21 protein-coding genes are annotated in these 22119 nt (G+C 46.9%); 10 read left to right on the forward strand and 11 right to left on the reverse strand.

The genetic code is table 11. The annotated features are described in order from the left end of the window. Positions 1-26 precede the first annotated feature (26 nt). Complete coding sequence (locus ACWXW9_RS02485; RefSeq protein WP_494928164.1) at positions 27-1295, reverse strand: aspartate aminotransferase family protein; 1269 nt, start codon at positions 1293-1295, stop codon at positions 27-29. Positions 1296-1379: 84 nt separating this feature from the next. Then, positions 1380-2588 carry an MFS transporter gene (locus tag ACWXW9_RS02490; RefSeq protein WP_494928117.1) on the reverse strand — a complete coding sequence of 403 codons (1209 nt, stop codon included), beginning with the start codon at positions 2586-2588 and terminating at the stop codon, positions 1380-1382. 674 nt (positions 2589-3262) lie between these two features. Between ACWXW9_RS02490 and ACWXW9_RS02495 the strand changes: the two genes are divergently transcribed. The 6 genes from ACWXW9_RS02495 to ACWXW9_RS02520 all read left to right on the forward strand — a co-directional run bounded on the left by ACWXW9_RS02495 (position 3263) and on the right by ACWXW9_RS02520 (position 10651). Continuing rightward, positions 3263-4171: an AraC family transcriptional regulator gene (locus tag ACWXW9_RS02495; protein ID WP_494928118.1), complete on the forward strand. Its 909-nt coding sequence runs from the start codon at positions 3263-3265 to the stop codon at positions 4169-4171. A gap of 120 nt (positions 4172-4291) precedes the next feature. Further along, positions 4292-5356 (forward strand): Gfo/Idh/MocA family protein, encoded by a 1065-nt coding sequence (locus ACWXW9_RS02500; protein WP_494928119.1) that lies wholly within the window; start codon positions 4292-4294, stop codon positions 5354-5356. Positions 5357-6179: 823 nt separating this feature from the next. Further along, the gene (locus ACWXW9_RS02505) at positions 6180-7229 is read left to right on the forward strand and encodes a LacI family DNA-binding transcriptional regulator (protein WP_494928120.1); all 1050 of its coding nucleotides are present in this window, start codon (positions 6180-6182) and stop codon (positions 7227-7229) included. 52 nt (positions 7230-7281) lie between these two features. Next, complete coding sequence (locus ACWXW9_RS02510) at positions 7282-8454, forward strand: Gfo/Idh/MocA family protein (protein ID WP_494928121.1); 1173 nt, start codon at positions 7282-7284, stop codon at positions 8452-8454. A 36-nt stretch (positions 8455-8490) separates the two neighbouring features. Next, positions 8491-9219, forward strand: coding sequence for a ThuA domain-containing protein (locus ACWXW9_RS02515; RefSeq protein ID WP_494928122.1), 729 nt, complete (start codon positions 8491-8493; stop codon positions 9217-9219). A 325-nt stretch (positions 9220-9544) separates the two neighbouring features. Beyond that, a complete protein-coding gene (locus tag ACWXW9_RS02520; RefSeq protein WP_494928123.1) occupies positions 9545-10651 on the forward strand; it encodes a Gfo/Idh/MocA family protein in 1107 nt (368 codons plus the stop codon). Between the two features lie 338 nt (positions 10652-10989). Here ACWXW9_RS02520 and ACWXW9_RS02525 read toward each other — a convergent pair whose 3' ends face one another. Continuing rightward, positions 10990-11133, reverse strand: coding sequence for an IS3 family transposase (locus tag ACWXW9_RS02525; protein ID WP_494928165.1), 144 nt, complete (start codon positions 11131-11133; stop codon positions 10990-10992). A 211-nt stretch (positions 11134-11344) separates the two neighbouring features. Here ACWXW9_RS02525 and ACWXW9_RS02530 point away from each other — a divergent pair, with 211 nt between their 5' ends. Together ACWXW9_RS02530 and ACWXW9_RS02535 are read left to right on the forward strand one after the other, a co-directional pair. Further along, the gene (locus ACWXW9_RS02530) at positions 11345-11944 is read left to right on the forward strand and encodes a TetR/AcrR family transcriptional regulator (RefSeq protein ID WP_494928124.1); all 600 of its coding nucleotides are present in this window, start codon (positions 11345-11347) and stop codon (positions 11942-11944) included. A gap of 67 nt (positions 11945-12011) precedes the next feature. Further along, positions 12012-13226 carry an MFS transporter gene (locus ACWXW9_RS02535; RefSeq protein WP_494928125.1) on the forward strand — a complete coding sequence of 405 codons (1215 nt, stop codon included), beginning with the start codon at positions 12012-12014 and terminating at the stop codon, positions 13224-13226. An 819-nt stretch (positions 13227-14045) separates the two neighbouring features. On the opposite strand, the gene ACWXW9_RS02540 is transcribed toward ACWXW9_RS02535, so the two are convergent. The 3 genes from ACWXW9_RS02540 to ACWXW9_RS02550 all read right to left on the reverse strand — a co-directional run bounded on the left by ACWXW9_RS02540 (position 14046) and on the right by ACWXW9_RS02550 (position 18178). Continuing rightward, entirely contained in the window at positions 14046-15158 is a 1113-nt protein-coding gene (locus ACWXW9_RS02540; RefSeq protein ID WP_494928126.1) for a GerAB/ArcD/ProY family transporter, read from the reverse strand. Between the two features lie 231 nt (positions 15159-15389). After that, on the reverse strand, positions 15390-16583 hold the full coding sequence (locus tag ACWXW9_RS02545; RefSeq protein ID WP_494928127.1) for a Ger(x)C family spore germination protein: 1194 nt from the start codon (positions 16581-16583) through the stop codon (positions 15390-15392). A gap of 8 nt (positions 16584-16591) precedes the next feature. Next, on the reverse strand, positions 16592-18178 hold the full coding sequence (locus tag ACWXW9_RS02550) for a spore germination protein (protein ID WP_494928128.1): 1587 nt from the start codon (positions 18176-18178) through the stop codon (positions 16592-16594). A gap of 199 nt (positions 18179-18377) precedes the next feature. Between ACWXW9_RS02550 and ACWXW9_RS02555 the strand changes: the two genes are divergently transcribed. Together ACWXW9_RS02555 and ACWXW9_RS02560 are read left to right on the forward strand one after the other, a co-directional pair. Next, positions 18378-18626, forward strand: coding sequence for a hypothetical protein (locus tag ACWXW9_RS02555; protein WP_494928129.1), 249 nt, complete (start codon positions 18378-18380; stop codon positions 18624-18626). A gap of 49 nt (positions 18627-18675) precedes the next feature. Next, positions 18676-19305 carry a hypothetical protein gene (locus ACWXW9_RS02560; RefSeq protein ID WP_494928130.1) on the forward strand — a complete coding sequence of 210 codons (630 nt, stop codon included), beginning with the start codon at positions 18676-18678 and terminating at the stop codon, positions 19303-19305. Between the two features lie 394 nt (positions 19306-19699). On the opposite strand, the gene ACWXW9_RS02565 is transcribed toward ACWXW9_RS02560, so the two are convergent. From ACWXW9_RS02565 to ACWXW9_RS02585, 5 genes are read right to left on the reverse strand one after another with little or no spacing between them, the layout of a single operon-like run. Next, a complete protein-coding gene (locus ACWXW9_RS02565; RefSeq protein ID WP_494928131.1) occupies positions 19700-19996 on the reverse strand; it encodes a spore coat protein in 297 nt (98 codons plus the stop codon). An 11-nt stretch (positions 19997-20007) separates the two neighbouring features. Then, positions 20008-20208, reverse strand: a complete 201-nt coding sequence (locus ACWXW9_RS02570; protein ID WP_494928132.1) for a hypothetical protein — start codon at positions 20206-20208, stop codon at positions 20008-20010. A 31-nt stretch (positions 20209-20239) separates the two neighbouring features. Then, on the reverse strand, positions 20240-21376 hold the full coding sequence (locus tag ACWXW9_RS02575; RefSeq protein ID WP_494928133.1) for a zinc-dependent alcohol dehydrogenase: 1137 nt from the start codon (positions 21374-21376) through the stop codon (positions 20240-20242). Further along, the gene (locus tag ACWXW9_RS02580) at positions 21373-21759 is read right to left on the reverse strand and encodes a spore coat protein (protein WP_494928134.1); all 387 of its coding nucleotides are present in this window, start codon (positions 21757-21759) and stop codon (positions 21373-21375) included. Before ACWXW9_RS02580 ends, ACWXW9_RS02575 begins: the two co-directional genes overlap by 4 nt. 12 nt (positions 21760-21771) lie before the next feature. Beyond that, entirely contained in the window at positions 21772-22014 is a 243-nt protein-coding gene (locus ACWXW9_RS02585) for a spore gernimation protein GerQ (RefSeq protein WP_171644152.1), read from the reverse strand. Between the last annotated feature and the right edge of the window lie 105 nt (positions 22015-22119).

The raw sequence follows: 22119 nt of genomic DNA on the forward strand, positions 1-22119 counted from the left end.
CCTCCTTTTGCCTGTTCGGCAGATAGTTAGTGAAGGGTGGCCAGAACGGCGTCAAGCCGCTTGACAATTTCGACAATCTCGTCTTCCGTAACCGTGAGAGAAGGTCTTACTTTGACCACATTGCCGTAACCGTAACGGGAACCTCTGAGAATCAGCTGCTGTTCGGCAAAAGCACGGTCGATAATCACATTGCTCTTGGCTGCGTCAGGGGCATCATCTTCGTCCACAATTTCCAATCCCCACATCAGTCCGACGCCGCGAGCCTCCCCGATGCAATCATGCTTGTCAGCCATCTCTGTCAGCAGGGTCCCAAGCAGGCTTCCTTTCGACCGTACGGCTTCCAAAAAACCGGGCTCGGACACAACCTCTAGCGTGGATTTGGCTGCCGTGACCGAGATCAGATTGCTGCCCGAGGTGAAGGAATGCTCATGTTTCTCCAGAACATTGAGACGAGACTGCATCAATACCGCTGCAACAGGAACACCGATGCCGCCCAGTCCCTTGGCAAGGGTAATGATATCCGGCTGGATATCAAACAGCTCACTTGCAAACATGTATCCTGTCCGCCCAATCCCTGTCTGAACCTCGTCAGCGATTAGAATCAGACCGTACTCGTTGCACAGCTGACGGAGCCGCTTAAAATATCCTGCAGGTGGGATGATATTGCCTCCGTTGCCCAGGATGGGTTCAATAATTATGCAGGCCACAGAGCCTGAGCTTGCATACGCAATGGCATCCGATATTGCTTCGACGCATTGATAGCCACACTTGTCAGGCGAAGAATTAAACGGGCATCGATAGCAGTAGGGAGCAGGTACATGCAGGAAATTTGCTGCAGCCGAATTGGGAAATTTCCGCCGCCGGAAGGCGTTACCGGATATGCCTGTTGCGAACTGGGTCTGCCCATGATGGGACAGATACAGGCTGATTATATCGAGTTCTCCGGTATATTTCTGGGCTAGCTTCACAGCACATTCATTCGCCGTGGAGCCGGTAATATCTCTCATCCATCCCGCGTCGATTCCATTTGGCGTATACTGGATCAAATGATCCAGGACTTCCTCGACGTAAGGCTCGGTAAAGGATGAGGACATGTGGGTAAGATTGGCGACTTGTTCCTGTACTTTGGTGACGACATGAGGGTGATTATAACCAAGCGACAGATTGAAGGTGCCGGATACGCCATCCAAATACTCCGTACCCGAATCGTCAATCAGAGTAATGCCTTTTCCGTATCTGAAGCGTTCTTTGGTTAAGGTATGCACAATGCTTCCCCTCCATATCAGAATATACATTCTCATCAAGTACATCCTTATAATGTACAGCCCCTGTTACAGCATAAGGCGGTAGGCCTCACCTCCTTCAAAAATAAGGCGATTTCATCCTTCCTTGCCCTGATGGACAAGGGAGCTAACTACCCGGCTGCTCCTGTCATTCCACAGATACGAGAGAATAACAGCCAGTAGCAGAAGCAGGCTGAAAGCAGCCAGAATCCAGAGGGTAGGCGTCACCGACCATTCGCTCATGCTCCAGCCTATTACATATTGAAGCACCGAGCCGCCAACTCCGCCCGATGCAATCAGAATGCTAGTCGTTCGCTCGGTCATTCCCGGAATCAGCACGTTCGCATAGACGAGAGCGATACAGAAGAGTCCGGACATGAATAACCCTGCTCCGAAAATCAAAAGGAATGTAGCCCACTGGCTGGATATAAACACCATTGCAACCAGGAAGCAGAAAGTCCCGATTGCGCTCCACAGAAGGAAAGGAATATATCCTGATGACTCTGCAATCCTTCCTGAGAACATACGGCCGATGATCATCGCAATCCAGAGCATACTGACACCCAGCGAGGCTACGGATTCCCGAAGCTGCAGCGTCTCGATCAGAATAGAGGGCAGGAAGTTCATGAGCCCCAGTTCAAGACCCATATAAACAAAGAAGAAGACAATAAATATCCCCAGCAAAACACGATGCTGTCCGGAGTACTGGGCTTTTTCAACCGAACGTTCAGAGGTTTGGAGGTCTGCCTGGGTCAGGTGTGAGGAGGTGGAAGCAGGCATGGTAAGCCAGAACAGCCCCAGGATAAACGTTAAAAGGGAGATGGTGTAGAAGGTCAGATGCCACATTCCAAGCCAGATATACAGGCTTACTACCGCCGGAATGAGCAGTGCACCAAGTGCAAAATAGACATCCAGCTTGGACATGGCTACGGCTTTCTGCTCCTCGGTGAATTCTATCGTGAATGCTCCGATGGACGATTCAATGATGCCTGAGCCGAAGCCAACCCAGATGGTCATCACGATGACCCAGCTCCAGGATGGCAGTACACCCAGAATGGTACACGCTGCCATGATACTGCCCAGGGCAATGGATAACATCCACTTCCGACCGATATGTAGAGCCATGAAGGGGGAGAGCAGAACGCCGACAAGAAATCCGGAAAACTGCAGGAACAGCAGTAACCCGCCATCACTGTACCCCCGTCCATAGTGAGGCAGCAGAATCGGTAGTAATGCCCCAAGAACCACGCTGGTAACGCCGATTAGCAGATAGAAAGCACAACTTAAAGCGAATAGTCTCTTCAAGGCCTGTCCCTCCATAAGGATATTTTTTTATATGAATATTTTTTCTTTACTAGGTTATACCATTTTTATGGAAATTTATATATAGAATTATATAAAAAATGTTAAAAAAATCAACAATCTTACACGTATTCAACATAATTAAATAGGTTATGGTCTTACGGATATTCGTTATGTTCCATATCAACTGTGATACGCACCCAGCTGTGGATACACATCACAGCCTCCAGATCGGCTAAGGTTAAGAAAATATACTGCTGCTTCCCCAATGCACGCCTCCTCTTTTCTACTCGAACTAGGTAACAATTGTTTTTTCTTGATAGCAACTGTAACTTTTATGATAGGAAAAATATTATTAAACGCTTACAATTCAAAGAGAAGAAGATATTTTATTCAAAAGTTGAGAAGGCGCACATTTAATTCCGTATGCTATTCGCATGATCCGTGTTTCATAGCAAAAAGCAGCTCATGATGCAATAAACTGAAACTGCCAATATATCGTTACGCACTCTTATCAGACGATTTCGGGAGCGATGCTATCTTTGTTTTTTCGTTTGCTAAAGTAGTACCTTAATAAGGTAAATGTTGCGATATTCCATCTGTACGAAAAGGCAACATGATTATGAATAGTTATGTGTGCGTTTTTTTGAAATTTACAACAAAAGGAGTCTACCAAAATGAATTTGTATTTAGAGATCCCGGAGCTTGATAGACATTTTCCTTTCCGGAGTTTTATTAATAAAGGCGACGTACTTTGCTATCCCCACTGGCATAAAGAAATTGAAATTATCTATGTTACTCAGGGAACCTTGGATCTGGGAATTAACGATAGTTCGATACGCATGAAACAAGGTGAAGTTCAATTTATAAATGGTGGTGATGTTCATTATTTCTTGGCTTCTCCCGACAGCGAACGGGTGGTTATTCAATTTGATTTGAGCTTTTTTCAAGAGATATCCACATTAAGCGATCAGAAGCGTCCTCTAAGAGATATATTTACAGAGATGGAGCAATCAAGCTGGAACTGGCCAGAAGAAACAGCAGCTAAAATGCTCCCGCTAATTCAAAGCATTTATGATGAGAACGCCAGCTGCAAAGAAGGTTGTGCCTATATGATCAAAGCCAAACTGTTTGAGATGTTGACTCTTATTTTGCGGGAAGTGCCGAGAAGTACGAAGCCTAGACTTCGCGAAATCTCTGAAAGTACCTTAATACAATCCAAGGACATGCTTTGTAAACTGGAACGTATTTTTGAATATGTGGAATGCCATTATCATGAAACCATTTCGCTGAAGAATGTAGCTGAATATATGGGTTTCAGTCCCTATTATTTCGCCAGACTATTTAAGAAGAATACGGGGATGACCTTTGTAGCCTTTTTGCATGAATACAGACTGAATAAGGCCAAATGGATTTTGCTGAATGAAGACAATCCAATCACTGAGGTCGCAGAGGCTGCAGGTTTCAGGAGCGTGAAGACGTTTCATCATTTCTTTAAGGAAGCGACAGGAACATCACCATTGAAATACCGCAGGGCAATATTCGGGAATAAAACGGCAAGAAATGAGGAAGAAAGTTTTTCATGAGAAATGTATGATAGAGCTATCCAATTAAAATTTTATCGTGCAGTAACCCATCTGCAATCGATTTTGATCCGTGAGCAACCGCTTTTTATGTGGTGCGCTTAAATCAGGAGTGAAAGGAAAATGAAAATGGATAATCGGATGTATAATGTAGTCATTATCGGTTATGGAGGCATGGGAAGCTACCATGTTCAATTGATCGAACCTATTCAGCAGCTTGCTGTTGGCGGTGTATATGATATTGTTGATTACCGGATGGAACTCGCTGCGGCTGCTGGCTATAAAACCTACGCCAGTCTGGATGCCGTTCTCGCCGATCAGGCCGTCGATATTGTTCTGATAGCAACGCCTAATGATGTTCATAAAGAAATTGCGATTCAGGCACTGCAAGCTGGAAAACATGTGATTTGCGAAAAGCCGGTTACGATAACGAGCGCGGATTTCTTGGATATTGTCGAGGTAGCGAAGAAAGAAAACCGCTTGTTTACGGTACATCAGAACCGACGATGGGATGAAGACTTTCGGATTATCAAAGATATGATTGGCAAGAAGACCGTGGGCGAGCTTTTCCAGCTAGAATCGCGGGTTCAGGGGGCTAACGGCATTCCAGGTGACTGGCGGCAACTGAAGGCGTACGGTGGAGGAATGCTGCTGGATTGGGGAGTCCATCTGTTGGACCAGTTGCTTCAGATTACGGACAGCCAAATCGAAAGCGTAACTGCTACCCTCAGCTATATTTTGGGAACTGAAGTGGATGACGGCTTTACCAGCTTTATTGAGTTCAAGGACGGCCTGACAGCAGTTATTGAAGTGGGTACAACCAATTACGTAAAACTGCCGCGTTGGTATATTAAAGGAACCGAAGGAACTGCAGTGATCAGGGATTGGGACTTGAGCGGAGAGATCGTTACCCGGAATCCGGATGTTGCTCATGTGGAACCAAAACCAATTCAAGCAGGTCAAGGACTGACAAAAACGATGGCGCCGCCGTCGGAGGAATCCACCCTTAAGTTCCCGATTGAGAAAATACCTGTTGCAGCGGAAAGCTTTTACGAAAATTTTGTCTCCACCATCGAAGGAAAAGCGGAGCTTGCGATCAAGAGTGAAGAAGTGCATCGTGTGCTGGTGCTGATTGAGACGATTTTTGAGGCGGCTGCAACTAAAAGCGTGATTCGAAGAACTATTTAAATCAGCTCTATTTTTCGACTCGCCTAAGACAGATTTTTAATAGAATCTTATATTTTGAGAACCTTTGAAAAACATTGAATCTTAAAGTTTCTCATAGGTTCTAGAATCAAATGAAATAATGATTGGACTCAACCCCCTTTTTCCTCAAATTGAGGGCAAAGGGGGTTATTTTCTTAATTTTTCTATCTGCCCCACATATAGTCGGCAGGGATTAAACATGCTACATAATTTTACGCCTTGAACAAGATCTTAGTGTTATAAAGGATAACATTGCTACTGCGAAGAAAGCGGAAGAAAAGGGCAGTTTAGCTTGATTAGTAATATAACGTCGTTCTAATATAAAGAAACATTTATATTTTTCATCATCCAAAAACTATTTGAGATTTCATCTTAGACAGATTAGAAAATGGCTGGACTGGAGAAAACATTATAAATTTCCAAGACGGACTCGAGATTATTAGTAAGATGGGATATGACGTTTCATGGCTTAAACCATAGAACAGACAGGGAAAATTCTATAAAGTAACGTTACACTAACGGAAAACGATAGTTCAAAAATCTGCTGCAGTCGTCTTGGTCCAACTCTTTTAAGCATTCAACAATCGTTATCAAACAAGATTACAGCCAATAGAGTAACTGAATCCATTAAGTGTTCATCCGTTAGGCGACAGCTTCTAGAATGATTAACGAATAACGAGAGATGACATAACACATGTCCTCTCTGGAGAGGAAAAAGCTTGTCTGTCTTTGGGGCACGCTGTTTGGGATTGACAGAGGTATGGCTACATGAGAAAATGTACGCGCGTACATAAAATGATCGGAGGTGGGCAATATCGTTTCGCGCAAGGAAGTAGCAGAACTCGCCGGCGTGTCTGAAGCGACGGTGTCTCGGGTATTGAACGCGGCTGGTCCCATCAAAGAAGATACGCGGAGAAGGGTCCTCGACGCCGCCAATCAGCTTGGATATGTTCCCAGTGCGCTGGCCCGCAACTTTGCTCGAAGCAAGAGCGGCCATCTTGGTGTGGTTATGCCTTATGTACCGAAGGCGCACCTGTTCTCAGCCTATTTTTTCTCCGAGATGCTGAGCGGCATTGGAAGTAAGGCCAGGGACAGCGGGCTCGATCTGCTACTATTGTTCCGAAAGCTGGGGGAAAGGATGGATTACAGCGGTCTTTTCCGGCAGCAAAAGGTCGATAGCTGTATCATCCTGGGAGCCAGGGATGACCACAATGAGTTGGAAGCTCTGAAGAGACTTCAGGAAGAAGGGCGTCCGTTCTGCGTCATGAATCATCATTTTGAAGGACAGTCGTTCTGTGAAGTGGATGCAGACCATGTAGAAGGAAGCCGGGCGGCTGTAAGTCACCTCATTGAGCAGGGGTGCAAGCGGATTGCCTTTCTCAATGGCCCGGATATCTATTCCAACAGTACTGAACGATTGAAGGGGTACCACACCGCGCTTCAGGAGGCCCGTATTGAATATGATCACGAGCTGCTTCTGGAGGGTAATTACAGTCGTCGAAGCGGGCTCGAAGCGTCGGCTACAATCGCAGGCAGGCTGAATGATATTGATGCGGTATTTGCAGCGAACGACCGGATGGCCATCGGGGTGATGCAGGGTCTGCGCGAGCGCGGACTGGGAGTTGACCAGTTCCCGGCGTTTGTGGGCTATGACGATTCGGATGCGGCCGAGATGGCCGTTCCGCCGCTAAGCAGTGTCCGCGTTCCTTTTTATGAGATGGGGGAGCTTGCGGCCTCGAAGCTTATACCGGATTCTCTGGACCTCATTCCAGCTCTGGAACTGACCGGTTGCGCCTCGATAAGACAGCTTCTGTCCACGGAGCTGATTATCAGGGGGTCTTCCATTCGTCAATAACCGCATTCGTCAACAATCTGTTGGAACTCAGACCCATAAGGAGGATAACGACATGTCTAATCGTCTTCGTATCGGAATGGTTGGCTACAAATTTATGGGCAAGGCTCACAGCAACGCTTACCGTAGTCTACCCATGTTCTTCCCAGATGCCCCGCTGCAGCCGGAGATGTCCGTCATCTGTGGACGCAACGAACAGGCAGTCCAGGCGGCTGCCCGCCAGTTCGGCTGGACCGAGAGTGTTACCGATTGGCGTGATCTGGTGAAACGTAACGATATTGATCTCATTGACATCAACGCCCCGAGTAATGCCCATAAGGAAATTGTCGTTGAGGCTGCCCTCCATGGCAAGCATCTGTTCTGTGAGAAACCGCTTGCACTCTCGCTGGCGGATTCCCGTGACATGCTGCAGGCAGCAGAGGAAGCAGGTGTCAGACATATGATCGGCTTCAACTACCGCTTTTCTCCGGCTGTCCAACTGACGAAGCAGCTAGTCGAGAGCGGTCGCCTGGGCAAAATCTATCATTTCCGTGCCTTTTTCCTTCAGGACTGGATCATGGACCCGTCCTTCCCGCTGGTGTGGCGTCTGCAAAAAGAAGTGGCCGGTTCTGGCTCTCATGGTGATCTTGGCGCCCATCTGATTGATCTCGCCCGGTTCTTGGTCGGCGAGTTCCATGAAGTGGTCGGTATGAGCGAGACGTTCATCAAGCAGCGCCCGCTGGCTTCGGAGATGACCGGATTGAGCGCCAAGGGCAGCGCCGGGACGAATGTGCCGATGGGAGAAGTGACGGTTGATGATGCCACGCTGTTCCTGGCACGATTCGCAGGAGGTGCGGTGGGCAGCTTCGAGGCCACACGGTTTGCGGCCGGACACCGGAGCACCAATTCATTCGAGATCAACGGTAGTCTGGGCAGTGTGCGGTTTGACTTTGAACGGATGAACGAACTGGAAGTGTATTTCACGCAAGATGAGGAGGACGTTCAGGGCTTCCGCCGCGTGCTCGCCACCGATCCGGCACACAAGTACTCCGAGGCCTGGTGGCCTGCGGGACATACGATCGGATTCGAGCATACCTTCACACACGAGATGCTTGAGCTGGTGAGTGCCATCTCCGAGGGACGGCAGCCTGTGCCGAACTTCCACGATGGGGTCGCTTGTCAGGCCGTGCTTGAAGCGGTGGAACGATCCATAGAGGAACGCCGCTGGGTTTCCATTGAAGAAATGTAATATAACATCACATTCCGAAAGGTGAGTGGATTACAGATGAGCAAAGCACTGATTGTATGGGGCGGATGGAACGGACATGAGCCGGAGCAGGTGGCGGCCATTTTTGAACGCATTCTGAAGGAAGAGCGGTTCGAGGTGGAGGTGTCTAATACCCTTGAAGCCTATCAGGATGCGGAGAAACTGCTTGGCCTGGACCTGATCGTTCCGCTGTGGACTATGGGACAGATTGAGCAGGAACTGGTCAATAATGTCTCAGCAGCAGTTCAGAGCGGCGTAGGCCTGGCAGGCTGCCATGGCGGCATGTGTGATGCCTTCCGGAACAATGTGGACTGGCAGTTCATGACAGGCGGGCAATGGGTTGCACATCCCGGCAATGACGGGGTGGAGTATATGGTGAACATGAAGCGCGGCTCCAGCCCGCTGCTGGAGCATATTGAGGATTTTCAGATCAAAAGCGAGCAGTACTACCTCCACGTTGACCCGGCAGTTGAAGTGCTGGCAACCACACGCTTCCCGGTCATACCGGGACCGCATTCAGCCAATGGACCGGTGGATATGCCCATTGTATGGACGAAGCGCTGGGGGGACGGCCGCGTCTTCTACAATTCGCTGGGACATCACGCGGATATCATAGATATGCCTCAAGTGACCGAGATGATGCGCAGCGGATTCCTGTGGGCTGCGGGAGGCAAACAGGCGGCCGCCGCCCGGTGTAGCTCCCTGGGAGAGGCTTATACGGGCATGGCAGATAGCCAGCAGCAGTAGCGTGGACAGGATGAAGCGGCAGAGATTTTGATGACCTGTAACCTCGTGGTTGGAAAGAGACTGAGTGCAGAAAGGCAACGGCAAGACGGACGCAGAAGCTCGTTAAGTCGTATATACTCGTGCAACGATGTCCTGATTGACATCGAATTGCAGGTTCTCTTTAGATTAATATATTGGTGATTTGTTAATTTCTTGAATTGAGCAATCTGAATGAAATTCAATGAAGTGGTGCTTGTTCACAAGCCCCATTTAGGCGACAGGATGGTAACGGATGCAGAAGGAAATGCCATAATCCATTTATTCTGAAGGTGAAGGGAGTCCAGGCATGAACAAAATGAAAATAGGCATTATCGGATGTGGTAAAATCAGCGGAATTTATATGGAAAATTGCCATCGCTTCGACATTCTGGAGCTGTCCGCAGTAGCGGATCTGGACCAAGGCCGGGCAGAGGAGCAGGCTGTAGCATACAACGTTCCAAACGTATATTCGGTAGATGAGATTCTGGCTGACCCAGAGATCGAACTTATCATTAATTTGACCATTCCCGCCGTTCACGCCGACGTATGTCTCAGAGCCCTTGAGGCAGGCAAGCATGTCTATGTGGAGAAGCCACTTGCGGTCACCCGTGAGCAGGGCCAGGCTGTCTTGGAGCTTGCTCATCAAAAGGGACTGCTTGTCGGCTGCGCACCGGAGACCTTCTTCGGCTCCGGCATACAGACGTCATTGAAGCTGATTGAGGACGGGGTCATTGGCAGTCCGGTAGCAGCTACGGCCTTCATGATGAGCCGTGGACATGAACATTGGCATCCCGATCCTGAATTTTATTATGCGATCGGCGGCGGCCCAATGTTTGATATGGGGCCCTATTATTTGACGGCTCTGGTGCAATTGCTGGGTCCGATTGCCACCATCTCCGGCATGACAAGCAAGGCGATGGACCAGCGAACTATTACGAGCGAGAAAAAGAGAGGCCAGACCATCCCGGTTGACATTCCGACCCATGTAGCCGGATTGCTGCGCTTCGAGCAGGGGGCTGTCGGCACGTTGATTACCAGCTTTGACATCTTTGGTGGAAGCACTCTGCCACCGATCGAGGTATATGGTACTCATGGCACGCTGCAGGTGCCTGACCCGAACACGTTCGGAGGGCCGGTTCGCTACAGGCTGCTGGGTGAGCAGAAGTGGACAGAGGTCCCGCTGCTGCCGGGCTACCAGGAGAACACTCGGGGCATCGGTGTTGCCGATATGGCCTACGCTGTCCGCAGCGGACGGCCTCACCGCGCCAGCGGTGAACTGGCCTACCATGTGCTGGAGGCGATGTGGGCGTTCCATGATTCCTCCGATGAGCAGACGTTCTATCCGATGCAGAGCACATGCATGCGCCCGGCGGCTTTGCCGGAAAACCTACCCTTGTATACGTTGGATGCTTAAAGTAATGTCAGCCTGATGCTGCATCCGCAGCTAGCATGGTTGATACTGATAACAGTAAACCCGATTATACACAGGATAAACCAAGCAGGGCAGAGAAGGCTTTCCCACCGCCCAGAGCGATTCCAATGTTACCCATTTAGTGTCGCCTCCTCTCCAGTGCTACTACCTAGAAGAGTAGGGATTGCATCCATAATAGGTTCCAGTTTTCCTTCATATAAAGGAATGTACCCGGTTTTGCTTCAACGGACAAACATGCACTCATAAAAAGTCGCCATGGGTGTGGTTGCCCTGTCAAGTAGACAAGTAAAAAAGGCTAAGCGGCCAACGCGTGCTGGTATTCAACAGGCGCGTTGGCTGAGCTTGGCTTGTAATCGCTGGTAGTTGTAAAAATAGATATACTCCTCCACCGCTTGTTGAATTTCTGCTTCTGACTTACACTGGTGGAGGTACGACTTCTCAGTTTTGAGATGCGAAAAGAAAATTCAATGCAGGCGTTATCCAGGCAGCTTTGCGAGAGTGACTGCCCTTGAAGCTGAATTCTTCAAGTCGTGTGTTGTACGCTTGAGACGTATACTGGAAGCCTTGATCCGAATGGAGCACAGCTCCAGATCTACTTTTTAGTTTACTTCTGCAGGCATCTAATGATAAAATACAGAATGAACGTTCAGTATTCATGAAAGCGAAGTGGATGGAATGAACAAAAAGCAGCTTCAAACCGAGCAAACCAAACGCAGGCTTGCCGAGGCTTCCAAAGCGCTGTTTGCCCAGAAGGGATACAAGGCAACTTCGATCGAGGACATTGTGGCGGCGACGGGTAGCAGCAAGGGCAACATCTATTATCATTTCAAAAGCAAAGAGGGGCTCTTCCTCTATCTGATTGATGAATGGAATCGGGAATGGGAAGAGAGCTGGGCATCCAATGAGCATTTGTACCAAACCTGCACCGAAAAAATATACGGGCTGATGGAACAGCTTGTGTTGGACGATATGAATCACCCACTAACGAAAGCGGCGGATGAGTTTTTTACAGGGGAGAAGAAGGAAAACGATATTGAGGAACGGATCGATCAGATTCTGAAGCATCACATCCAATTTAACCGGCAACTGGTACAGCAAGGAATCGAAAACGGGGAATTCAAGGCGGATCACTCGGATCGGCTCGCCATTATACTGGAGAGCACTATTATCGGTCTGAGCCAGCTATCACGCGAGCTGGAGCCGGAGGAGGCGCTTACACTCTATCGCCAGTCGGCTGACGTGTTCCTGCACGGCATCTCTCGAGGGGTAAAGTAAGCTCAAGCCTGCAGGGATGGTTGCCGGTAAACAAGATGTATTTTGAAGAAACATGGAGGAAGTAATCATGGCATTGCTAATACGTAACAGGGGCGCATTGCTGCTGTTGATGTTTAATATTTTTCTAGTATTTACAGGCATCGGCTTGGTAGTACCTATTATGCCGGCCTACATGGATTTGTTGCACATTACAGGCACGACGGTAGGCCTGCTGGTGGCGGCGTTCTCGTTCACCCAGTTCCTGTTCTCGCCGATCGCGGGCCGATGGTCCGATGCATGGGGACGGAAAAAAATAATTGTCATCGGTATGCTATTTTTCGCCGTATCTGAATTTATGTTCGGCGCCGTAAATGCACCTGTCCTGCTGTTTGCGGCTCGAATGCTTGGGGGCATCGGCGCGGCGATGATCTTCCCAGCGGTGATGGCGTATACGGCCGACATTACGTCCGAAGAGGAGCGCGGCAGGGGCATGGGACTTATTAATGCCGCCATTACGACCGGATTCATTATCGGACCGGGAATCGGCGGATATATCGCCGAATACGGCATCCGGGTACCATTCTATGCGGCGGGTATTGCCGGATTGCTTGCAGCTATCATCACGCTAATCATATTGCCGGAGTCTACTCGCCTAACCGGACAGCAGGACGTTATCGCTGCAGCGGGCGTGGCGAGGGCGAAAGGCCCGGGGCTGGTTACCCAATTGCTCCGCTCCTACCGTGAGCCGTATTTCTTCAGCCTGATCATCGTTTTTGTCATGGCCTTCGGACTGGCTAATTATGAAACAGTGTTCTCGTTGTTCGTCGATCACAAATTTGGTTTTACAACCCGGGATATTGCATTTATCATTACGTTTGGCTCCATTGCGGGCGCGGTTGTGCAGGTTTCCTTGATCGGCTGGCTGTTGAACCGCTTTGGTGAGAAGAAGGTTATCTCGGTATGCCTGTTCTTTGTTGCGTTGTTCATTTTGTTGACGTTGTTCGTCCACACGTATTGGCTCATTTTCGTCGTGACTTTCATCGTATTTCTAAGCATGGATATTTTGCGCCCAGCCGTCAGCACGAATATGTCGAAGCTGGCCCAGGACCAGCAGGGCTTCGTGGCAGGCCTGAACTCAGCATATACCAGCCTTGGAAATATCGCAGGCCCGATCGTAGCCGGGGCGCTGTTTGACGTGAACATCAATTATCCATACGTTTCTGCCGCAGTCGTGCTTGGCCTCTGCTTCCTTCTGTCCCTTCGGGGAACGAGGCCGGTGGGCCAGCTCAAGGCGGAAATGTAATCCCAGCATTGAAAAACGAATGGGCGATATAAATTTATGAAAACGGTAAATGAATAGCTCAGTATGTCCATTTTTATAACCTGGTTCGTCTTCTTCATTCTCTTAACGCAGCGGCTGGATGAAAGAATACTGATCTTCACACATCTGTAGAGGAGACGGTAGTCTATTCACCAAATATGTAAATGCGGCGGGGAAAGAATTTACCGGATGGAAACAATCATCAGACATGGGCAGTAGGCATTTCGTACAAAACTATAAAGAACGTATTAATGAAAAAAATGGCGTACAACTAAAAGATCGTACGCCATAAAATTATCTTCGAATAATCATTGCATTTGGGTTTTCAATATTTTTGGATATAACAGATTTATAAAATTAGGAGAAATCCGTGATAATATTTCAAATAATAGCTTTGGCCAGTGTGGGGATTGCAACGTATTGTACCAATCCAAAATTGTAAGACATCAAAAGTGTTTCAGTTACCTTGTTGAGAAGATTTTGAAAATAACCTTTTACAATCAATTTTTTAAAGCCCTGAATGATATCCCAAAAGGAATGGAATTTTCAAAATAAACCTTCGGAAAAATTAATGAAGAAATTGGCTATTACACAATCCATAAGATATAAAAACACCTATGTTTTAAAAGGGAAACAGAAAACATGATGAGCATTATATTTTTTATCTACACGGTGGTGCATACTGGGCAGACCCTGTAGCTATACCTTCATTTTTTCAAGAAAATTCTACTTGACAGGGGTATGACCAATTTTCAGGCTTTTTATCATTACAATATCGAAGTACTTCTTAACAGGTATTCTTTAACTTTCGGTCTCTGGTTGATTAGTGTTCTTCTTCAGCTTACCGAAACGAATCCGGTCCACCAGATAATATAAGACTGGAGTCACTCCTGTAAAAAGAAGAAATGCCGTCTCACTCCGATTCGTGACATCCTCCAAGTGGGCCGTAGATTTGAACATATTAATCGACATGACCACCATGGCAACAGACATAATGTAAGAAAACGGTTTATGATCATTCATTCCAACTAAGTGAGCAAATCCCTTTACGGATATAAGCAGGAAGAGAGATATCTTCAGAAATATACTAAACAGCCAAAAGATAATCAGCAGCGGATCCAAATTTTCCAGGAAAACCCCCGCATGAATATAACGAATCAATTCTAATGTCGGATAGGTTAGATTTGCTGTTAGTTCTGAACCAAATAACAATAAGCATCCTAGCAGGACAGCAAGTATAACCACAACAGCTGTAGCCGTAGCCCCCATTAGTGATTTCATTAACTTGTCAGTACTAATAAAATACGGAAATAGGTACACGATAAAAGCCATTTCGCTGAACAGGGCCACGACGATCATTGTACCATTCCATATTCCAGCTGGTTGCCCAGCTGTAACCAATGCAACGGCCATGTCTATATTCATCTCTTTCGAGGCGAATAGGGGGAATGCCAGAACTGAGATTATACTTAAGAAGAACACGCCTTGAGCGCTTTGAAATAACGCAACTGGGCCTGAACGAACCCCTCGGGCTACACAAAATCCGAATAAAATTGCTACAGGCCAGTCCGGTGTCCCAGGTAAGTATATTTGTACGACAAAGTCAATAAACTGGCGCATGATAAATGCGGCTGAGAACAGATTGACAAAGATGACGATCAGAAACAGCGGATAATGGATCCATCTGCCCAAGATGTCCTTTCCGTACTGTCCAAGAAAATGTGTAGGTCTGCGAAGACATAACCTATAAGTTAGATAAGCTATGAGAAGCCCGATTAGACTTCCGAGTAATACCGACACCCAAGACATATATCCGGCATTTTTAACCAAGGGGCTGATGAAGAACCCGATCGTACTTGAGAAAAGGAATTGAGCAAAGAACATGTACACCTGAAGCGATGTTATTTTTCCCATGGGGCCTCCTTCAATCTCCGATGAATAAGAACCTCTGTATGGGCTCAAAAATAAACGAGATAACCAGCCCAAGGGACCACCGATCCTTTAAGGCATAAGTAACTTCCATCCCGGTGAATATGACTAGCCATAAACACGCCAGAATCATGACACTACGCATAGAACGTTTATTTTTCCGTAGGTATCTCCATTCTAAAATACCTACTGCACCATAAACAATGGCGATCATAATCATTTGTCTTCCTCCGTATCCGGCAGGATTCTGTTCCACTGAGGTCTCTGCGACGTACCGAACCATTTAACAGAAATATTAACCCTAGGATCTACTCTCACCTGGTGAGCGTAACGTTCTCCCCACTCGGGCCTAAGGTCCTTCCATCTCCCCGGATATCTCCATTTAATATAATCTGCGAACTGAAAAACATCTGATTTCAATGTCTTAGATACGGCCACAGCTCGGCGGATGCGGTCTTTGATTTTCTCATTTAGCAGCAGTTCAAGCTTTCGAAGCTCAGTCGGTTCAGTGACATCTATAGCTGATTCTGTTTCCAGAATGCCCGCCATTGCTTTACATTCAATTTGAATTGAAATGTCGTCACCATGAACTTGTGCCTTTAAGTGAGTCCTAGCATTCCGGATTAGAAAGTTGACCGGCTTGTTATCCGTAGGAGAATTAACATTATACGCAGAATAGTTTAACTGCTTGAGAACCCATAGAGCGCCTTGCGTCTCCTCGTCAGTTAATTTGCCTATCATTTTACCGTTCCTGATAACTCCCGCCCCATCCGTACCCATCCAATTCTCCTTATTTTCTTCAGATTCAACGCCTTTTCTACCAAAAACAAGCATGGGAATAACAAGATCACCGCGATTAAAGGCAGACATCAGCATATCCTTCACTGTGACCATTATTGTCTGACGCTCCTTAGCAAATTGCGTGAGAATGTCTGTCGGGAATTTTTCGAACGTAACAGGAATGGACGTTATACTCTTCGCTTTATCCTCGCTAATGAACAGGTAAGCATTAATATGGATCGCGAATTCACGTGCAGCGAAATCGACTACAGGCTTTATCCCCGAGTGGGCAAATTCCTTGCCCATTACAATATGTCTCAGTTGACCAAACGTAACTCTGCGGGACAAATCGGCTTGTATCTTCCGAAAAGCTTCTCCAACATCTCTCCCTGTTTTTGTTACAAAAGTAAACGGCTTAGACGAAGACCCTCCGCCCCCGCCTTTAGAAGTGCTTGACAGTCGGTTCGGCAACGGGAATCCCAATGTCATCTCTATACCCTCGTTGGTTCTATCAAGCAACATAACCCTTGCGAATGCTCTGTCATTTACTTCAATCTTGGACCAACAACCGCATAACATACATACATGGATACATGCCAAAAAAAGCTTTAGGAGCTTTAGCATATACATATCTATTTTCACTCCTCCTCTTCTCTTGCATGCCCCCAACTTCGGGTCTTCAAACGCTTACTTTGACCCTTCCCATCGAAGAAAGAAGGCCTATTCTTCATCCCCCACCATGGGGCTCTTAAAATAGTATCCTTAAGATCATTCGTATGAAGTGGTGCTATCGGGGATAAATAGGGCAGGTCAAAAGAGCGAAGTTCGAGCAAATGAAGATAGATTAGAATCATCCCGCAGGCGATGCCAATCAATCCAAATGTGCCAGCCAGAATCATGATGGGAAACCGGAGTAGTCGGAAGGCAAGCCCCAAGTCAAAATGGGGAATGATAAAAGAAGCGATACCGGTTAATGCCACAATAATCACCATTGCAGCTGAAGCAATACCCGCTTCAACAGCAGCATTGCCGATGATCAAGGCTCCAATAATGGATACAGACTGACCGATTGATTTAGGAATCCGAACGGTTGCTTCTCGCAGAGCTTCAAAAGACAGCTCCATTAGAAAGGCTTCGATCAGTGCGGGAAAGGGTACAATTTCCCTTGAAGAAGCTACCGTAATTAACAGCCTTTCTGGAATTATATCCGGGTGAAATGTCGTTATAGCTACGTATACAGACGGCATTAACAGCGAAATGAACAGAAAGAGCAGCCGAATAACCCTAATCCAGTTCGCTGCAATAAACCGCTGGTAATAATCTTCTGCTGATTGCAGCAACATGAAGATGGTGACTGGTGCAATAAGAGCAATAGGCGTACCGTCCACAATGATGGCTACTCTTCCTTCCAGCAGCGCGGCACTGACCACATCTGGCCGCTCAGTAGTCTGCAATTGGGGAAAGGGCGAGAAAGGATAATCCTCTATAAATTCCTCCAGGTAGCTGGAGCCGAGAACTGAGTCAATCTCGATTGCAGATAGCCTCTTTTTCACTTCGTCGATTAAATCCTGCTTGCACTTCCCATGTAAATATACGATGGCTACGGAGGTCTGAGTCTCCGTGCCAATATGCATGAGGTCCATCTTGAACGATGGCGTTTTGAGCCTTCTTCGGATCATGGTTAGATTGGTATCCATACTTTCTATAAAAGCTTCACGAGGCCCTCGAATTACTGCTTCGTTCGGAGCTTCCTGAATAGATCTCTCTTCAAAGGCAGTCACGGAGAGCGCAAGCATGCGGGACTCCCCGTCCATAAGCAGTAATGCTCCTCCCTCCAACAGGCTTAGGTAGGCTTCCTGCATACTGAAGTGAACACTTTGATGAGCGATTGGGAGCCGCTTATACACAAAGATATGCATGCTGATATCCTCAGCTGTCCAGGATGGGTCGAACTCTCCCACCGTATTCAGTACGTGCTGTTCGATGGCTTTTAGATCGATCATTCCTTTGATATATAGAAGGGCGCATTTCAACCCCGCTCCGGCGACAAAGGTATGACTGGCAAGATCTGAAGAATTCGAGAGATGCTGTTTGAGCCAGTCTAATCTTAGATCAAGATCGGCTGTACGCGGTTCCGCACTCTGCTGAGTTGTTACAGGTGTGTCGGAGTTTGGAAGGATGATCTCCCAGTTTTTCAATTTCTTCTTAAGCCATTTAAATTGCATTATAGTAACCTCGGTAATCGATTTTTACTTATTTTCCCTCGATACCGTTTTTTTATGCACCTTACTGGGGAAGAATCGAGTGACAATTGCACTTCTGATGAAAATGGAAAGCATGATCGCCAGAAGCTGGCCATTGGTGATGCGAATAAGATTACAATCAAAAATGATAAAGGAAACGTAGTAGGCAGCATGTTACGATATGGGGTACACGAGTGATTTTTATTATATGGTTGATTTCTTTAGTGAACCGCTGAAAACAAACAAGATTACGATAGAAGGGAGTATTGGATCGCTTGAACGAAGGAACGAAACCTTAATAAAAGGAAATGGGGATTTTAGCTTTGACATTGATATGAAAAAGGCAAACAAGCAGAACAAAATAGAGGAGCTGGCAGGTAGTTATACAACGTCGCACGGAATGAAGGTTACATTAAAAAGACTAACTTGAATGGTGCAAGGAGTATTTCGAACTGGAGACCGAACTTGATGATGCGGCAATGGCAAGATCCCCCGGTGATTTATGGAAAAAGCAGATGTTGAGTTTTCATTTCGAGACTACAGATGGGGAAGAGATTCACTCGGTGAATCCAAGAAAAACGGGATACAGGGATAGCTTAATGACATCTGGCCATAGAGTTATTGGAAACGGAAAAATGCATTGGAGTTATACCTTCAAGTACCTGCCTGAGGATAAATCATATTGCTTTGTCCTGTATGCATACTCGGTTGCAGAAATGGACGGAAGCAAGATTTCCTTTAGACCATCTGAGCTGACTGAGCCCAAAACTTTTAAAATAATGAATGATAGACTGGAGTTGGTTAGGGCTTCACTTGAGAAATCGCAAACCAGCAACGGCACATATGAGACTGTCATCTCATTCTACAGGAAAATGAAAAATAAAATAAGTCATGAGGAGTGGAGAGCATATGATTCAGCAGATAAGCAGTATGACGTAAGTGCGGTGAGAGGATCATCGTTTGAAAAAACTCTGACTGATCATTGGAGAGAGGGATATATCAGTATGGGAGATCGTAGGGCAAAACAGCCTTATGAATTCCGGATTACGAAGCTAGACCAGATTCCAGAGGAGCTTACCCTTGTAAGGGAAGTGGTGGATAAACGATAAAAAGACCCTAATTGGTCAGTATTGCTCAAATAGTAGAAAAACTGCTAATAGTTCAATTAATTCTACAGAATGTGCGGGGATTGAGTATTTACTAAAATCAGAAATCAGACGTTATCTGAAAAGATTGGCATAAGAATACTTATAGAGAAAAGGGTAACCGTGAGAGCGGGGATCCATAGAGTGCGTCGCGATGACCATCAGAAGCAAAACAAACGAAGGAACGCTTGTTCAAGTGAGTTTGTGACGCCAGCCGCAATAAGTGCGGAGCGTATCCGCCCTTATTGTATTGTTGGATTCTTGACACTGGGAACATTTTATTCTCTGAAGTCTAATCAAACAAAAACGCGCCTGAACCATTGTGGTTTTGCGCGTTTTGCCGGGACGAAATACGGTGTCAGGACGGAATGTTCATAGCGGTCTGAATGTTTTTCAGATCGAGCTGAATTTGCTCTGCAATATGGTAAGGATGGTATAGGCCCCGCTGCATCATGTAGATTGTTATCTTTTCATGGGAGTCTATGGCTTCGTCGAGCTGTTTCATCAAAATTTTCTTGATTTCGGGGGTGGCACATTCGGTCACAGCCATGGCGTAGTTTCTGACTCCGCTCTTGGCGTTCATCAAAAAATCCATTGCGATCACGTCGTCGGTCAGTGTATGAAGCCCTGTCATGTGTTCTAATATTGTGTTCATGTTTTTATCTCCTATAGGGTCATTTTAGACAGCACTCCACCGAGCTCCTGAAGCTGCTGCTGTGATAATTGCACGTCTTGCTGCAAAATTTGCATGAGCTCCGGGTCGGTTACGAGAGCTTGCATGGTTTTGGATTTGGTCTTGCAAACGGTCTTGAACGCAGCCATTTCATGAACCTCCAGCATCTCATGCAAAGCGTAATTGGAATTCATTCGGATTGTCCTCCCATGTATCTATCCATATTCAAGGCTTTAAGACGACTTTGATGCAATTGTCCGTTTTCGTATCGAACACTTCATAGCCGCGCTTGGCCTCGCTGAGCGGAATGACGTGCGTAACAATGTCCCCAGGGTCCACTTTGCCCGAAGTAACCAACTCATACATATACGGCATATAGTGAATGACCGGAGCTTGTCCGGAACGAATATTCACGTTTCGCTGCATGATGTCGCCGAGCGGGAATCCGTTATAGCGTCCGCCGTATACCCCAGTGACTTGGATGGTCCCGCCTTTGCGGACAGCCTGAGACGCAATGATAAATGCACTCATGGTGCCGCCTTGCAGTTTCAAACCACTGGCTAGAAATTCGAGATCGCTCATCTTGCCGTCCATTCCTACCGCATCAATCACAACATCGGCGCCGCCTTTGGTCATTTCCTTGAGATTGTTGCCTATATTCTTATCCTGTTCGAAGTTTACGATTTCCACATTGTTCGTTCGCTTCGCATGCTGTAAACGGTAATCGACATAGTCGACGGCTATTACCCGCTTTGCTCCTTTCAGCCAGCAGAATTTCTGGGCCAGAAGTCCTACCGGACCGCAGCCGAGCACGATGACCGTATCTCCATTCTTTACTCCGGCGTTATCTACGCTCCAGAATGCAGTCGTCATGGCATCGGCAATCAAGCTTAGCTTTTCGTCCGGTTGTTCGCAGTTTTCAGGAATCTTGAAGTGGGTAAAATTTGCAAACGGAACTCGTAAATACTCGGCTTGCCCGCCAGGGTATCCGCCGGTCGTTCCGGAGTAGCCAAAATATGCGCCCATATCCCCGTGTTCGTTTGACTTGTCACATTGGCTTTCCAGCTGATTTTTGCAAAAAAAGCATTCTCCGCATGCGATGTTGAACGGGATGATCACACGGTCGCCTTTCTTTACCTTTGTCACACCAGGGCCTACTTCTTCTACGATCCCCATCGGTTCATGCCCGATGACATAGTTCTCTTGAAGGTTAGGGATCATCCCGTGAATAAGGTGAAGGTCAGAACCGCAAATGGCGGTACTGGTGATCTTTACGATCATATCGTCCGGTTTCTTAATCTTCGGATCAGGCACCTCATTGACCACGACATTTTTAATCCCTTGGTACGTTACTGCCTTCATGCTTTATGTCCTCCAATATGTTCATCTGGGGTCCGATCAAACATCCCTTTACGCGACGTATCATCCGGGAACAAATTCATCTGCCCGATCATCACCGTATTTTTCGCCGAAAGCTGGTCGAGTTGGTACTGTTCGTTAAGCTCGTAAGGATGAAACCATTTTTTGCGAATCATGAGCTCCATGATTTCTTGGTGCATTACAATCCCTTGCTTAAGATGATTGCGCAGCAGCGCTCTTACATCTGGAGAAGCGGTTTCCGTCAGGGTGATGGACAAATTTCGCACACCCTCCTTGGCACGAAGAAGGAAGTCCATTGCAAAAGTCATATCTGCCATTTCCGGCATATTTAATGAATTAATTGGGTCTAAATAATCGGCATTCATTTGCGTTCCCCTTTAATGTGTTATAGGTGTCGGGCTATTCGGAACAGGCGCTTGGAAAGGAGCTCTTGCATAGATTGCTTGCAGCTCGGCGATCTGTTGTGTAGATTGAATTACGTCTTTCTGCATTAACGCTTTTAACTCTTGGTCAAAGACCAAGCCCTGCATAAGTTTTGACTTAGCGAGGCAAAGCGTTTTAAAGTTTAACGCTTCATGCAGTTCCATCGATTCGTGCGGCGCTAAAGTTGGAGTATTCATTGACAAATTCTCACCTCCTTTTTTCATAAAAGTTAGATTTCCCGACGCATCGGATCTTATACTAATGCTGGAATTGTGGGGTCTAGATATTCCCATGCAGTCGCA

The sequence above is a fragment of the Paenibacillus sp. LT-B23 genome (genome assembly GCF_059417685.1).